This window comes from Phenylobacterium sp. J426, from assembly GCF_024699945.1.
In the GTDB taxonomy this organism is placed as follows: domain Bacteria; phylum Pseudomonadota; class Alphaproteobacteria; order Caulobacterales; family Caulobacteraceae; genus Phenylobacterium.
Genome location: NZ_JAJOMY010000001.1, coordinates 3238443 through 3250774, shown reverse-complemented (window position 1 = coordinate 3250774; position 12332 = coordinate 3238443). Strand labels below are relative to the sequence as shown.

Here is a 12332-nt window from a genome sequence, read left to right as displayed (position 1 = left end):
CCGTCGCTGTCCTAAGCACGGAATCGCGCGGGCCCAAAGCCGCAGAGACTAGGCGCGCGCAATGGTTGCAGAAACGCTGAAGCGTCGGAGGAACGAGGGGATGTCGGGACAATTGTCTGGGAAGGTCGCCGTGGTGACCGGCGCGAGCGGTGGCCTTGGCGCGCATTTCGCGAGCCTGCTGGCGCGGGAAGGCGCGGCCGTGGCGATCACCGCGCGCCGGGTAGACCGCATCGAGGCGCTCGCCGAAGATATCAATTCGGCCGGCGGCAAGGCCTTGGCGCTGCCGCTCGACGTGGCGGATGCTCACGCCATCGGGCCTGCCTTCGACGAGATTCAGGCCAAGCTCGGAACGATCGAAATCCTGGTGAACAACGCCGGGGTCGGCGGCGAGGGCCTGGCGCTGGACATCTCGATCGAGGATTTCGACAACACCTTCGCCGTGAACGTGCGCGGGACCTATTTCGCCGCCGTCGAGGCCGCCCGGCGGATGATCGCCGCCGGTGTCGAGGGCCGCATCGTCAACATCGGCTCCATCGCCAGCCACACCGTCCTGCCCGGACTGTCGGCCTACTGCGGGTCGAAGGCGGCGGTCGGCATGCTGACCAAGAGCCTGGCGCGCGAGTGGGCCCGGCGCGGCATCGCCGTGAACGCCTTGTGCCCCGGCTACATCGAGACGGCGATCAACGATGCGTGGTGGCCCACCGAGGGCGGGCAGAAGCAGCTGAAGGGCTTCCCCCGCCGCCGACTGATGGAGGCCTCCGATCTGGACGCCGCCTTCATGATGCTGGCCGGACCGGGCGCGAAGGCGATCACGGGCACGCTTGTGACGGTGGACGATGGCCAGTCTCTTCCCGGGGGCGGCTAGCGTGACTTGGCTGACGGCGCGTCATCGTTCCTAGGTTCGCCGCAAACCAGGAGGAAGCCATGCGCCAGGGACCGCTCACGGGCCTGAAGATCGTCGAATTCGCCGGGATCGGTCCCGGGCCCTTCTGCGGCATGCTGCTGTCCGACCTGGGCGCGGACGTGATCCGCATCGATCGGAAGGGCGGACGCGGGGGGCGCGCCCTCGGACATCACCGCGCGCGGCCGCCGCTCGGTGGCGTTGGACCTCAAGTCACCTGACGCGGTCGAGACCTGCCTGAAACTGATGGAGAAGGCCGACGTCGTTTTCGAGGGCTTTCGGCCGGGTGTGATGGAGCGGCTAGGCCTTGGTCCGGACGTGGCGTTGAAGCGCAATCCGAAGCTGGTCTACGGTCGCATGACCGGCTGGGGCCAGACCGGCCCCTACGCCCAGGCCGCTGGCCACGACATGAACTACATCGCCATCACCGGCGCGCTGCACGCCATCGGCACTGACGAAAAGCCGGTCCCGCCTCTGAATCTGGTCGGCGATTTCGGCGGCGGAGCGCTCTATCTTGCTTTCGGCATCCTGGCCGGCGTGATCAGCGCCCGTGAGACCGGAAAGGGTCAGGTCATCGACTGCGCCATGAGCGACGGCGCCGCCTCGCTCATGGCCATGTTCTACGGCTTCAAGGCGTCCGGCATGTGGACGGAGCAGCGACGCTCGAACCTCCTGGATGGCGGGGCCCACTTCTACGACACCTACCAGTGCTCGGACGGGAAGTGGGTGTCGATCGGCTCGATCGAGCCGCAGTTCTACGCGCTGCTGCTGGAGAAGACCGGCATCACGGACCCCGATTTCCAGCGACAGATGGACAAGAGCGCGTGGCCCCAACTGCGCGAGAAGCTGGCTCAGGTGATCGGCGCCAAGACCCAGGCGGAATGGTGCGAACTCATGGAGGCGACCGATGTCTGCTTCGCCCCGATCCTCGACCTCGACGAGGCGCCGCAGCATGCCCATAACAAGGCCCGCGAGACGTTCGTAGAGGTCGCCGGCGTCATCCAGCCGGCGCCCGCGCCGCGGTTCTCGGCCACTCCCGGCAAGATACAGGGCCCGCCGCCTCAGGTGGGCGCGCATAACGCCGAGGCGCTGAAGGATTGGGGCTTCTCCGAGGCCGAGATCGCAGCGCTGTAGCTGAAAGCGCCGTTCAGACTGGGTTCAGCCGGCGAGCCGCAAGTTCCGCATCGGACGGTCGTCGCGCTCTCCCGTCCCTCGAAGCGGCGGCCGCCCCGGATGGAACGACACGCCCATCGGCGGCCCGCTACCCCAGGGTAGCGGGCCGTTATGGTTTTGACCGTCTCGCCGACGCGGGTTGCGAGTCAGGGACCGCTTGACCACCCTGCGCGCGATGAAGAGCCTCGCCGCACGGCTGCGCGCCATGGATTGGGACCCCACGCATTGGGCGCGGACGGCCATGGTCATCATGGGCAGGTCGCTGACCCGCCTCTGGGGCCGGGACGTCATGCTCTACACCGGGGGCGTCAGCTTCTTCGCCATGCTGGCGATCTTCCCGGCTTTGGCGATCCTGATGGGCGTCTACAGCCTGGTTTCCGACCCTGCCCAGGCGGCGGCCCAGGGCGAATACCTGGCCCGGCTCATGCCCGACGCCGCCCGGCTGATCTTCCAGAGCGAGATGCTGCGGCTCAGCCACGCGCCGTTCGAGGCGATCTCGGTGCAGAGCGGCATCGCCCTGGTGGTCGGCGGCTATGCGACCCACCGCGGCTTCAAGGCGTTGCTTGCGGGGCTGTCCTTCATTCACGACGAAGATAAGCCGCGAGGCTTCGTCGGCTTCAACCTGTTGGCCCTGGGCGTGCTGATCGCCGTCTTCACCGGGCTTGGCGCGCTGTCGATCGTGTTCTTCGGCTTCCGTATCCTCGGCGAGACCTTCGACCTGCGGCCTCTACGCGGCGCCTGGTGGCTGTACAGCGAATGGACCTGGGCCAGCGCCGGCATGGCCGCCGGCATGACGCTGATCTATCGCTGGGCGATGTCGCGGGACCCGGTCGACTGGCGCGCGTCGTTTCTGGGCGGTGCGGCGGCGGCGGCGCTGTGCATCTTCGCGTCGTGGGCCCTGGGCTTCTACGTCGAGCAGATCGCCCAACTCGGCGCGACCTACGGGTCGGTGGCCACGGTCGTGATCTTCCTGATCTGGTTGTCCTGGAACGTGAACGCCCTGTTCTTCGGCGGCGCGCTGGCGACCGAAGTCGAACTGGCGCTTCACAGACGCCGTCGCGCCTAGGGCTTCGCGACCAGGAAGCTCAGGTCGCCGTCGGTCTCGGCCTGCTCGAGCACCGTGGCTCCGGCTTGGGCGGCGAAATGCGGCACGTCGATACGGGCGAGGGGGTCGTCGGCCAGCAGACGGACGCGGCCGCCAGCTGGAGCAGCCTCCAACGCACGGCGCAATCGCAGCGTGGGCACGGGGCAGCGGTGGCCGCGGGCGTCCACCAAGGTTTCTTCGGACGACATGGTCGCGGCCTCTACACCAGTCGCCATGCGGGACCCAAGCTTGGCCTTCACGCGTTGACGCCGCACCAGGGAGAGGTCGGGACGCGGATGCACGGGACGGGGAAGGTCTTCACGACGGACATTCCGGCCAGGCTCGATCGCCTGCCGTTCAGCCGTTTCCACTGGCTGGTGGTGATCGCGCTCGGCGTCACCTGGATCCTGGACGGCCTTGAGGTGACCCTCGTGGGCTCGCTCTCGCCGGCCATCGCCGGGCCCGACGGTCTGAACCTCACGGCCCAGCAGATCGGCTGGACCGCCAGCGCCTACATCCTCGGCGCAGTTATCGGAGCCGTGGTGTTCGGACGGCTTACGGACGCCTATGGGCGGAAGCGGCTCTTCACGATCACCGTGCTCGTCTACATGGTGGCGACAGTCCTGAGCGGCTTCGCCTGGGACTACTGGTCATTCCTGCTGTTCCGCTTCCTGACGGGCGCCGGCATCGGCGGCGAGTATGGTGCGATCAACTCCGCCATCGACGAACTGATTCCCGCACGGCGGCGCGGCCAGACCGCGCTCGCCATCAACGGCAGCTTCTGGATCGGCGCCGCGCTGGGGGCCATGGGCTCCCTCGTGGTGCTCGACCCCGACGTGGTGGACCAGGCGCTGGGCTGGAGGCTGGCCTTCATCATTGGGGGGACTGCTCGCCCTGATCATCGTCTTCGTGCGGCGCTACATTCCGGAGAGCCCGCGCTGGCTGCTCACCCACGGCCGCCCGGACGAGGCCGAGGCCGTGGTTCGTCAGATCGAGGCGCGCGTGGAACGCCACGTGGCGCTGCCGCCGATGATCCGGCCGCTCCCCAGGCTGACATTCGTGCATCGCGGGCCGACCCGGTGGGCCGACATCGCGCGGACATTGTTCAAGGATCATCCCAGGCGGACGACCCTGGGGCTCGTGCTCATGGCCACCCAGGCGTTCTGCTACAACGCCATCTTCTTCACCTACGCCCTGATCCTCACCCGCTTCTATGGCGTGGCCGCGGAGAACATCGGCTGGTTCATGCTGCCGTTCGCGCTCGGGAACGTCACCGGGCCACTGCTGCTGGGACGGCTGTTCGACAGTATCGGGCGCAAGATCATGATCTCGGCCACCTACGCTGTGGCCGGGACGCTGCTGTGCCTGACGGGATGGCTGTTCGCCGAAGGCGCTCTGACTGCCGAAACCCAGACTGCGGCGTGGATGGTGATCTTCTTCTTCGCCTCGGCCGGTGCGAGCGCCGCCTATCTGACGGTCGGCGAACTGTTTCCGTTGGAGACGCGCGCCATCACGATCTCCCTGTTCTACGCAACCGGCACGCTTCTGGGCGGGGTGGCTGGACCGGCGCTGTTCGGCGCCCCTGATCGACACCGGGGAGCGGAGCCAGATCTTCCACGGCTATCTGCTTGGCGGCGTCCTGATGCTCGTGGCCGCCGTCATGGCCCTGTGGCTGGGGGTGCGGGCCGAGAGGAAGTCGCTGGAAGAGGTGGCTGCGCCGCTGTCCCTCGCAAGGGACGACGCTTCCTAGACCGCGCGGCGGATCGCCGGTCCGCGGCGCTCGAGCTTCATCAGCTCCCAGCCATCCCGCGTCAGGAAGAACGCGTTGGGCGAACCGCGCCAGCCGTTGGCGGCGGCGATGCCCCCGGCACGCTGCAGCAGCTTCAGCCCGCAAAGCCGGATGCACAGGCCGACGGCGACAGGGTCGCGGTCGACGAGCGGACCGTTGAGGGCCTCGCGGAGGAGGCCCCGTTCTTCCATCGAAAGGCCTGGCATCGGGGTCATGAAGCGTGAACGCCGAGAGCGGCCGTCTGTTGCGCCGCTGACGTCGCGCCCGAACGGGTCTATGCCTAGACCATGGGATCCGGCGGGGCAGGCATGGTCGTGGCGGTGAGCCGCAAGAAGAGCCACGGCGTCGACAAGCCCAATCAATTGATGATCCGGCTGATCGCCGGGGAAGGCGTGGAGGGCGACGCCCACTGCGGGTCGAAGGTGCGACATCGCAGTCGCCGCCGCTTCAATCCCGGCCTGCCGAACCTCCGGCAGGTGCATCTGATCCACGCCGAGCTTTTCGACGAGCTGGCGGCTCAGGGCTTCGCCGTTCGTCCGGGTCTGATGGGCGAGAACATCACCACACGCGACCTCGACTTGCTCTCCCTCCCGAAAGGGGCGCGAGTGCATGTCGGCGACACGGTGGTTCTCGAACTGACCGGCCTGCGCAATCCCTGCGTTCAGTTGGAAGCCATAGCGCCCGGGCTGATGCAGGCTTGCCTCGGACGAGGACCCGGCAGCGAACCCGTCCGCAAGGCCGGCGTCATGGCGATCGTGCTGGCCGGCGGCGAGGCGAGGGCGGGAGATCGCATCACCGTCCAACTTCCCGACGGCCCGCAGGTGGCGTTGCGCCCGGTCTAGCGGGCGAGGTGCAGGGCTGCGATCTGACCTGCGATGCTCTGGAAGGCGAGCGCCATCTGCGACGCGTTCTTCCGTCGTAATAGTTGTCTGGCGAGGACGCGCAGTTCCTGAGCACGTTGCTGGACCCCGAGTTCACCTCGACACGAATGGTGTAGATCTCGATGTCCTTCGCCGCGGCCTTCATGTTGTTGCACAGCAGGCTCAAGCGGTGATCGAGCGCGGCCGTGCGGTCCTGGTCGCTGGTGTTCTGGTTCATCGGCGTTCCATCCGCCTTGATGATCCGGCCTTGCCGCGCGTGCCCGATGCCAGTGTAGGTGGAACCGTTCGGCGTATCGATCTGCCGGATCTCGTTCAGCCCGTCGGTCATCAGGACGACGATCTTCTTGTGCTTGTCGGTTCGGTAGGGCACCGCATCGTTGAACGGGGCCATCGGCGCCAGGGTGTGCCAGCCCCAGACAAGACCGATCGGAATATTGGTCGAGCCTGAGGCATTCATCTGGTTGATGGCGGTGCGCAGAGCTGAGAAATCGGTCGTGAGCCGCACGATCGTACTGATGTTGCAGCCCGTGTTAGGCCCCTTGTTTGGATCCGTGCGGAAGCTCTTGTTGTACTTGGCCAGGTTGCCGAAACGCACCCGCCAGTCGGCGCCCTTCTTGACCTCGTCCGACAGGTAGTTGTGCGGGAAGCTGTCGAAGTACCAGTCAGCCTTCACATCGGGTTCGTCGGGCGCGAAATAGGGGGTGAACAGGGTGGCTCCGGCGCTTGGCGGCGTGTCCTGCACGTCGTACGGCGCCTGACGGCTCTCGACGCAGCCGGCCCAGCTCTCGCCCAGCTGTTGGAACAGCGTGAAGCGGTTGGCCCACTGGGTCCCTTCGGCCGTCGTGAAGATCTCGTTGTTGATGGGCGAGACGCCGTTCTGGTCGATCCAGACCGCGTTTCGATATAGCGACGGGCTCAGCCGAACGGTGTGTGAAAAGGGGACCAGCGAGATCTTGATGGTGTTCGGCTCGGAAGCGCCTTTCGAGGCTTCCTCCATCTTGCTCACGAACTTCGTCGCCGCGTCCTTGAGGTAGAACATCTTGTTGTTCTGATCCATGGACCCGGTGTTATCGAGGACCATCGCGATCTCGAGTTTCATGCCCGCGCGCACGACATCCGTGCTGACGTTGATGTCCATGTTCGGCGCGACGATCATGCCGGCCACGTAGGGCTCCACGCGGATCTGCGCGCTCGCCAGAACTCTGTTGCCTTCGCCGAACCGGAAGGACGAGGACATCAGTTCGAAGTCGGAGCCCAGCGCGAGGTTCTGGCGCAGCAGCCGCTCGCCGCTGGCCTGAAGCATCGCCGGATCGTTGGACGTCGATCGCGCCGCGCCCAGGGCGGCGGCGTCGAGGGCGTCCTGGAGCTGAACGCGGGCGCTGGCGCCGCGCGCCAGGTCGACGGCCGCCAGCGTGCCGAAGGAGATCGGCAGCATGGCGATCGCCACCGTGATCGCGACGTTGCCGCGGTCGTCGGCCCATCGGCCGATCAGGCCGCGGACGAGGCGCGGCCAAGTCATGCGCATGATGCCCATAGCCCCGCGAGCATGGCCGAACGCCGCTAACGGCGAGTGATCGGAACTGGTTAAGGCTCGTCCACCAAGACGCCCCAGGACTTAACCCGGCCTTTGCCGGCCCGGGTCAGCATGCGCGCGGACCTTCAAGGGAGCGCCTCCGTGGCTGCGCGCCGTTTCTATCAGGACGAGCGAGGCGGGACCGCGATCGAATTCGCGATCGTGGCGCCCATCCTGATCTTCCTCCTGTTCGCCACCCTGGAGGTGGCGGTCGTCGGCATGATGTCGGCCGGCCTCGACAACGCCATCGCCCGGACCGGCCGCATGATCCGGACCGGGCAGTCCGACGGCCCCAATGATGCGCCACAGTTCGAGGCGTTCGTCTGCCAGGCTCTCGGCGAGGACAACGACGAGTGCCGCGCGCGCCTGCAGGTCAGCGTCCAGCGATACGCCAACTTCGGCCAGGCCGCCGCTGCGGCGAGCGGGCTGCCGGACGGCACGTTCAACAAGGGGAGCGCGGGCGACATCATCATGGTTCGCGCCAGCTATCGGTATCCATTGCTGACGCCGCAACTCGGCTTCTACGGAACCCCCAGCGCCGCGGGCGAGGTGCTGCTCGACGCGCGCACGGCGTTCAAGAACGAGCCGTACAAATGAATGCGCTTCGCAGGTTTGGCCGGGACGAGCATGGTGCGGCCGCGGTGGAATTCGCCCTGATCCTGCCGTTCCTGGTGTTCATGCACCTCGCGGTCGTGGAGTTTGTACAGGCCTGGCAGGTTCGAACGCGCGTGGGGCATGTGGCCGCCTCCATCGCAGACGTCACATCCCAGTCCCGGACCGTGAGCGACGCGGATCTAGCGGATATCCTGCTGGCCGGCGACGCCATGATGCGGCCGTATCCCACCGCGCCGCTGGGCGAGCGGATCACCAGCCTCACGGCCAATGCGCAAGGCGCCGTGGTCGTGGACTGGAGCGTCGGTCGAAATTTCGGGGCGGCCCCCGCTGCAACCGCGCCCCCCAACTTCCTGGCCCCCAACGAAAGCATCATCGTAGCCGAGGCCCGCTACGACTATCGCCCCGCCATCAGCGTGTACCTGCTGGACAAGTTCACCCTGCGTCAGACCGCCTACGTCCGGCCCCGGGTCGCGACCAAGGTGGAGAAGCGCTAGCGCGGCGCGGCGACGCGCACCCAGACCTGCGACTTGCAGGCGATGTTGGCGATCAGACAGCCACGGGCGCGCAGCCTGTCCTCGTCGAGGAGTTCCGCCGTGCCGCTGAAGGTGGCGTTGAGATCCGGGACGAACACCTTGCCCCGCCAGCGGCCATTGGCCTGTGGGTTGAAGTTCCGGAAGAGTTGCAGGCCGATGAGGTTTGGCGTGCCGCCGTCGCGGGCATCAGCCTGCGCCTCGGCGTTCGCCCAGACGACGTAGCCGCAGGCGCTCGGGCCGCAGGGGCGCACATCCACGTGGACGCTGTTCTTCGGATTGCGCCAGACGCCGTAGATCTGCCCTCCGCCCGCGACAGGAGCCTGGGCTGCGACAGGACCCGCAAGCAGGGCCGTGGCCATCAGGGCAAGGACGATCTTGGAGATGCGCATTCAGGATCTCAGCTACCGCAGTTCGGCGGACGTGCAAACGCGACCGACCTCAGCATCTGTCAGGAGTTTGGTGGACGGAACCTGAACGGCGTCTCGCCTCGTCAGCCCTGCGCCGCGGAAGCGCAATGGCGGATGGGGTGGGATTCGAACCCACGGTGAGCTTCCACCCACGGCGGTTTTCAAGACCGAAAAGGCGCTTTCCGCCTCTTTCCCGGCCTTGCCGAATTTTCCCGTAAGCCATTGCACGGATTGTGCAAATTGGCCTCTCTGGGGTTCGGCCATTCTAGCGTTTGCACACCCCGTGCAAGCTCTCGTGTGGCCTCGTTGTGGCCTCAAGCGCCGTCGCTCGCGGCCTTCGGAACCGGGCCAAGATACCCGGCCAAGGACTCGCCCGCCGCCCGGTCCCGCTCGTCCACCTTGTCGGCGTAGAGCTTGAGCGTGATGACGGGTGTGGAGTGCCCGAGGCGGCTTTGGGTGGTCTTAACGTCGGTGCCGTCCGCGATGAGCAAGCTCGCCGCCGAGTGCCGCCAGCCGTGGACCGGCTGGACATCCTCGACGCCCGCCCGCCGTCGAAACTGACGGAGCTTCACGGTCAAGGCCATGGGGTCCATTGGAGCGCCCGCGAGCCCCGGGAAAAGGTACATCGGGTCGCGGTGATACTCGGCTCCCCAAGCCATCGCGTCCTCAAGCACGCGCGCCTTTTGAGCCCGTAAGAGCGTCACGACGGCGGGCGGTATGGAGAGGGTGCGCCGGGAGGACTTGTTCTTAGTTATCTCTCGGACCACGGGCGGCATGCCCCGCACCTCGGTGACGGTGCGCCGGATGGCGATGGTGCCCGCCTCAAGGTCCAAGCTGTCCAGCGCGAGCCCCAATAGCTCCGAGCGCCGGATTCCGGTCGTGAGCAAGAGGGCGAGGGCGCAATAGCCCACCGCGTCGCCGCTGGCCGCCTCTAGAACCCTCGTAGTCTCGGCCTTGGTGTACCCGCGCGTGTGCCGGTCAGGCACCGAGGGTGGGGTGGCGTTGGCGGCGGGGTTTTCACCGATGAGCTTCCATTTCACGGCTTGCTTGAACGCGGTGTGAGCCACGCGGTGGATGTGAAGGACGCTTTGGCGGGACAGTGGCTTAGGCGGTTTCCCGTTCGCGTAGGGCCGCCCGCCCTTGGCCAGCAAGGTGGCGTACAGCCGGTCAAGGTCCAGCGGCGCGAGCTTTTCGAGCGGGACGTGGCCGATGTGGTGGATGGCCGCCTCGGCATGGCGTCGATAGCCCGCGAGCGTCGTGGGGGCACAGTCCGCCCGGCTTTCGAGGTGGTCCAGCCAACGGCGCAGGAACGTGGCCACCGTGTGCTTGCCGATGTCACCGACGCCGCGCGCCTCGCGTTCCTCGGCCATCTTGCGGGCGTGTGCCTTCGCCTCCTTCTCCGTGGAGAAGTTGCGCTTGCGGTCCACCGTCTTGCCGCCCGGTCCGGGCTCGCGCCACCGCGCCTCCCAACGAGCGCTCCCGGCCCTAGTCTTTATCTTGCGATGCGACGCCATGGGGCGAACTCCTGCGGTTGGCGAAGGCCGCGCGGCACGAGGCGGTGTCAAACCGCGCGTCGGTGCGGGCCGGGTGGAACCATGAATGGCAGTAGGCGCACCAGCGCATGGGTGCGCGGTGGCGAAGGGAGGCCATTGCGGAGGCGAGCATGAAGGCGCGGAGGGTCCTGGCGACCGTCACCGGCTGGAGCCCGTCGTAAGTGACGGAAAGCTCATCGGTCCAGCCGGGGCCGAGCGCGCCAAGGAACTCCCTCACGGCATCGGACGGAGAGACGCCGCCGTGGCCGTATCGGCTCTCGGCGTTCTCGCGCCCCGGCTCCCATGCCCGCGCGGCGGCACGGAGTAGGGCGCGCAACGACACCCACGCCTCGGCCGTCGTGGAGACGGGATTAGTCGGGGAGAGGACGCCCGCCGGGTCGCCGCGCCGTTGCACGAACGACACCGCGCGGCGCTCATCGTGCGGCGCGACCTCGGCAAAGTCCCGCCACCACGCTTGAGGCTCGCGCACCTCGTATTCCCGACCGGCACCGCTCGTATGGACGAGGACGGAGCCAAGGCCGAACTCGCCGCCGTCGCCCAACCGCGCGGCGGGGGTGCCTCTCGCGGCTGGCCAGCTTCGGCCTCGAAACACCAACGGCTCCCGCACCTCGGTTTTCCCTCTCGTTCCGTTCTTGCCTGTTTCTGCCTCTCTCATAGCTGACGAAAAAACGTCGCGGCAAGCTCAATATGCGGATTGACTCGCTATTATCCGCATCACAGAAAGGAACACGTAGAGAACACGACGGAGCCAGTCCGATGGAGCTTCAACCCTTCAAACCGCGCAATCCCCGCGCGGGCTATTCGCTTCCCGAGGCCAGCGCGGCGCTCGGGGTTTCGTACAAGTCGTTGCTCACGGCGGTGAAGAACGGGGAGGTGCGGGTCGTCCGCTTCGCCGGACGTGACCGCATCACCCAAGCGGAGGTGGCTCGGGTGCGAGCCATGCTCCTAGGCGACGACACCGCCGCCGCCTGAACCGGCCAACCACGGTCACGCCACGCCAACTCAGTGGAGCTTTCCATGAGCGTGACCGAGCGGCCCCGAGGGTCGCCACTACCTGATGATGGGATGGCCCGATGGCTCGCGGACGCGGCCGGGCGGCTCCCGGCCTCCGAGCTTGGCTCCGAGTTTCGGCGTCGATGGCCACACGCAACGGCGCTTGCGCGGAGGCACGCCGCAGCCCGGGCGCTCGGCATCCTCCGGGTGCGCCGAGGCACGCCGCCAAATGAGCGAAGGCCCGGAGCGCCGCCAGCGCCCCGAGCCCAACGCTCAAGTCCAACCGCCCGAAGTGTACCCCGCCGCGCGACCCGCACAAAGCTCGGGAGGCGCGCATGAGCGCCCCGCCAGCTTGGGCTGACCTCGCCTTCCGTATCGGTTGGCTTGAGGCCGTCGCCGCTCACGGCTTCTGTGGCCGGGAGACGGACGTGGCCGTTGCCATGTTCAACAAATTCAACCCGGAGCGCGGCGGTGCCTTCACCGGCCTCGGCTGGCTTTCCGAGGTGTTGGGCATCGAGAAACGCAACCTCCGTCGCCTCATCGCCAACCTCGAAAGAGCCGGATACCTCCGCACGGCCCGGGAGGGGCGAGGCGCGGAGTCCAGCCTCTATGTTCCGACGTTGCCGAGAGGCGTGGAGCCGGGTCTTCACGATGGGAGGGAGAGGGCTACGCAACCCCTCCCAAGGCAGATGAGGGTATAGGAGGGAGAGGGCTACGCAGCCCCCACCCCCCACAGGAGGGGAGAGGGCTAGCTAGCCCTCACCGAGAGGGTTACGCAGCCCCCGGGGAGAGGGCTACGCAGCCCCCTGAATCAACTAAGGACTCAACTA

General features: G+C 67.2%; 13 protein-coding genes and 2 pseudogenes. 10 read left to right on the top strand and 5 right to left on the bottom strand.

Annotated features, from left to right (window positions below; translation table 11 throughout):
- The first annotated feature begins 100 nt into the window (after nucleotides 1–100).
- The 3 genes and pseudogenes from LRS10_RS17145 (at nucleotide 101) to LRS10_RS17135 (ending at nucleotide 3140) form a co-directional block, all read left to right on the top strand.
- Nucleotides 101–865 carry an SDR family NAD(P)-dependent oxidoreductase gene (locus tag LRS10_RS17145; protein WP_257838320.1) on the top strand — a complete coding sequence of 255 codons (765 nt, stop codon included), beginning with the start codon at nucleotides 101–103 and terminating at the stop codon, nucleotides 863–865.
- 59 nt (nucleotides 866–924) lie between these two features.
- A pseudogene (locus tag LRS10_RS17140) lies at nucleotides 925–2035 on the top strand (CaiB/BaiF CoA transferase family protein).
- A gap of 196 nt (nucleotides 2036–2231) precedes the next feature.
- Complete coding sequence (locus tag LRS10_RS17135) at nucleotides 2232–3140, top strand: YihY/virulence factor BrkB family protein (protein ID WP_257838319.1); 909 nt, start codon at nucleotides 2232–2234, stop codon at nucleotides 3138–3140.
- Here LRS10_RS17135 and LRS10_RS17130 read toward each other — a convergent pair.
- On the bottom strand, nucleotides 3137–3367 hold the full coding sequence (locus tag LRS10_RS17130; protein ID WP_257838318.1) for a sulfurtransferase TusA family protein: 231 nt from the start codon (nucleotides 3365–3367) through the stop codon (nucleotides 3137–3139). The genes LRS10_RS17135 and LRS10_RS17130 overlap by 4 nt on opposite strands.
- An 87-nt stretch (nucleotides 3368–3454) precedes the next feature.
- Between LRS10_RS17130 and LRS10_RS25235 the strand changes: the two are divergent.
- The 3 genes and pseudogenes from LRS10_RS25235 to LRS10_RS17120 all read left to right on the top strand — a co-directional run.
- Nucleotides 3455–3982: pseudogene (locus LRS10_RS25235) on the top strand (MFS transporter); the annotation flags it as partial.
- Nucleotides 3983–4034: 52 nt separating this feature from the next.
- Nucleotides 4035–5171 carry an MFS transporter gene (locus tag LRS10_RS17125; RefSeq protein WP_257838317.1) on the top strand — a complete coding sequence of 379 codons (1137 nt, stop codon included), beginning with the start codon at nucleotides 4035–4037 and terminating at the stop codon, nucleotides 5169–5171.
- Nucleotides 5172–5255: 84 nt separating this feature from the next.
- Nucleotides 5256–5789, top strand: coding sequence for an MOSC domain-containing protein (locus LRS10_RS17120; RefSeq protein WP_257838316.1), 534 nt, complete (start codon nucleotides 5256–5258; stop codon nucleotides 5787–5789).
- Here the strand turns inward: LRS10_RS17120 and LRS10_RS17115 are convergent.
- Nucleotides 5740–7353: a pilus assembly protein TadG-related protein gene (locus tag LRS10_RS17115; protein WP_257838315.1), complete on the bottom strand. Its 1614-nt coding sequence runs from the start codon at nucleotides 7351–7353 to the stop codon at nucleotides 5740–5742. The genes LRS10_RS17120 and LRS10_RS17115 overlap by 50 nt on opposite strands.
- A 150-nt stretch (nucleotides 7354–7503) precedes the next feature.
- On the opposite strand from LRS10_RS17115, the gene LRS10_RS17110 reads away from it, so the two are divergent.
- Nucleotides 7504–7998: a TadE/TadG family type IV pilus assembly protein gene (locus tag LRS10_RS17110; RefSeq protein ID WP_257838314.1), complete on the top strand. Its 495-nt coding sequence runs from the start codon at nucleotides 7504–7506 to the stop codon at nucleotides 7996–7998.
- A complete protein-coding gene (locus LRS10_RS17105) occupies nucleotides 7995–8510 on the top strand; it encodes a TadE/TadG family type IV pilus assembly protein (protein WP_257838313.1) in 516 nt (171 codons plus the stop codon). Before LRS10_RS17110 ends, LRS10_RS17105 begins: the two co-directional genes overlap by 4 nt.
- Here the strand turns inward: LRS10_RS17105 and LRS10_RS17100 are convergent.
- The 3 genes from LRS10_RS17100 to LRS10_RS17090 all read right to left on the bottom strand — a co-directional run bounded on the left by LRS10_RS17100 (nucleotide 8507) and on the right by LRS10_RS17090 (nucleotide 11050).
- On the bottom strand, nucleotides 8507–8938 hold the full coding sequence (locus LRS10_RS17100) for a DUF2147 domain-containing protein (RefSeq protein WP_257838312.1): 432 nt from the start codon (nucleotides 8936–8938) through the stop codon (nucleotides 8507–8509). The genes LRS10_RS17105 and LRS10_RS17100 overlap by 4 nt on opposite strands.
- Nucleotides 8939–9270: 332 nt before the next feature.
- Nucleotides 9271–10470 (bottom strand): site-specific integrase, encoded by a 1200-nt coding sequence (locus LRS10_RS17095; RefSeq protein ID WP_257838311.1) that lies wholly within the window; start codon nucleotides 10468–10470, stop codon nucleotides 9271–9273.
- Entirely contained in the window at nucleotides 10442–11050 is a 609-nt protein-coding gene (locus LRS10_RS17090; RefSeq protein WP_257838310.1) for a hypothetical protein, read from the bottom strand. The genes LRS10_RS17095 and LRS10_RS17090 overlap by 29 nt, the downstream gene beginning before the upstream one ends.
- A gap of 215 nt (nucleotides 11051–11265) precedes the next feature.
- On the opposite strand from LRS10_RS17090, the gene LRS10_RS17085 reads away from it, so the two are divergent.
- Nucleotides 11266–11481 carry a hypothetical protein gene (locus tag LRS10_RS17085; RefSeq protein WP_257838309.1) on the top strand — a complete coding sequence of 72 codons (216 nt, stop codon included), beginning with the start codon at nucleotides 11266–11268 and terminating at the stop codon, nucleotides 11479–11481.
- Between the two features lie 356 nt (nucleotides 11482–11837).
- Complete coding sequence (locus LRS10_RS17080; protein WP_257838308.1) at nucleotides 11838–12203, top strand: helix-turn-helix domain-containing protein; 366 nt, start codon at nucleotides 11838–11840, stop codon at nucleotides 12201–12203.
- Nucleotides 12204–12332: the final 129 nt, after the last annotated feature.

Bases quoted from the DNA above. Each gene is read 5' to 3' on its own strand.
- LRS10_RS17130 (WP_257838318.1), bottom strand. From the start codon at position 3,367: ATGTCGTCCGAAGAAACCTTGGTGGACGCCCGCGGCCACCGCTGCCCC.
- LRS10_RS17085 (WP_257838309.1), top strand. From the start codon at position 11,266: ATGGAGCTTCAACCCTTCAAACCGCGCAATCCCCGCGCGGGCTATTCG.
- LRS10_RS17095 (WP_257838311.1), bottom strand. From the start codon at position 10,470: ATGGCGTCGCATCGCAAGATAAAGACTAGGGCCGGGAGCGCTCGTTGG.
- LRS10_RS17105 (WP_257838313.1), top strand. From the start codon at position 7,995: ATGAATGCGCTTCGCAGGTTTGGCCGGGACGAGCATGGTGCGGCCGCG.
- LRS10_RS17145 (WP_257838320.1), top strand. From the start codon at position 101: ATGTCGGGACAATTGTCTGGGAAGGTCGCCGTGGTGACCGGCGCGAGC.
- LRS10_RS17120 (WP_257838316.1), top strand. From the start codon at position 5,256: ATGGTCGTGGCGGTGAGCCGCAAGAAGAGCCACGGCGTCGACAAGCCC.
- LRS10_RS17100 (WP_257838312.1), bottom strand. From the start codon at position 8,938: ATGCGCATCTCCAAGATCGTCCTTGCCCTGATGGCCACGGCCCTGCTT.
- LRS10_RS17115 (WP_257838315.1), bottom strand. From the start codon at position 7,353: ATGCGCATGACTTGGCCGCGCCTCGTCCGCGGCCTGATCGGCCGATGG.
- LRS10_RS17080 (WP_257838308.1), top strand. From the start codon at position 11,838: ATGAGCGCCCCGCCAGCTTGGGCTGACCTCGCCTTCCGTATCGGTTGG.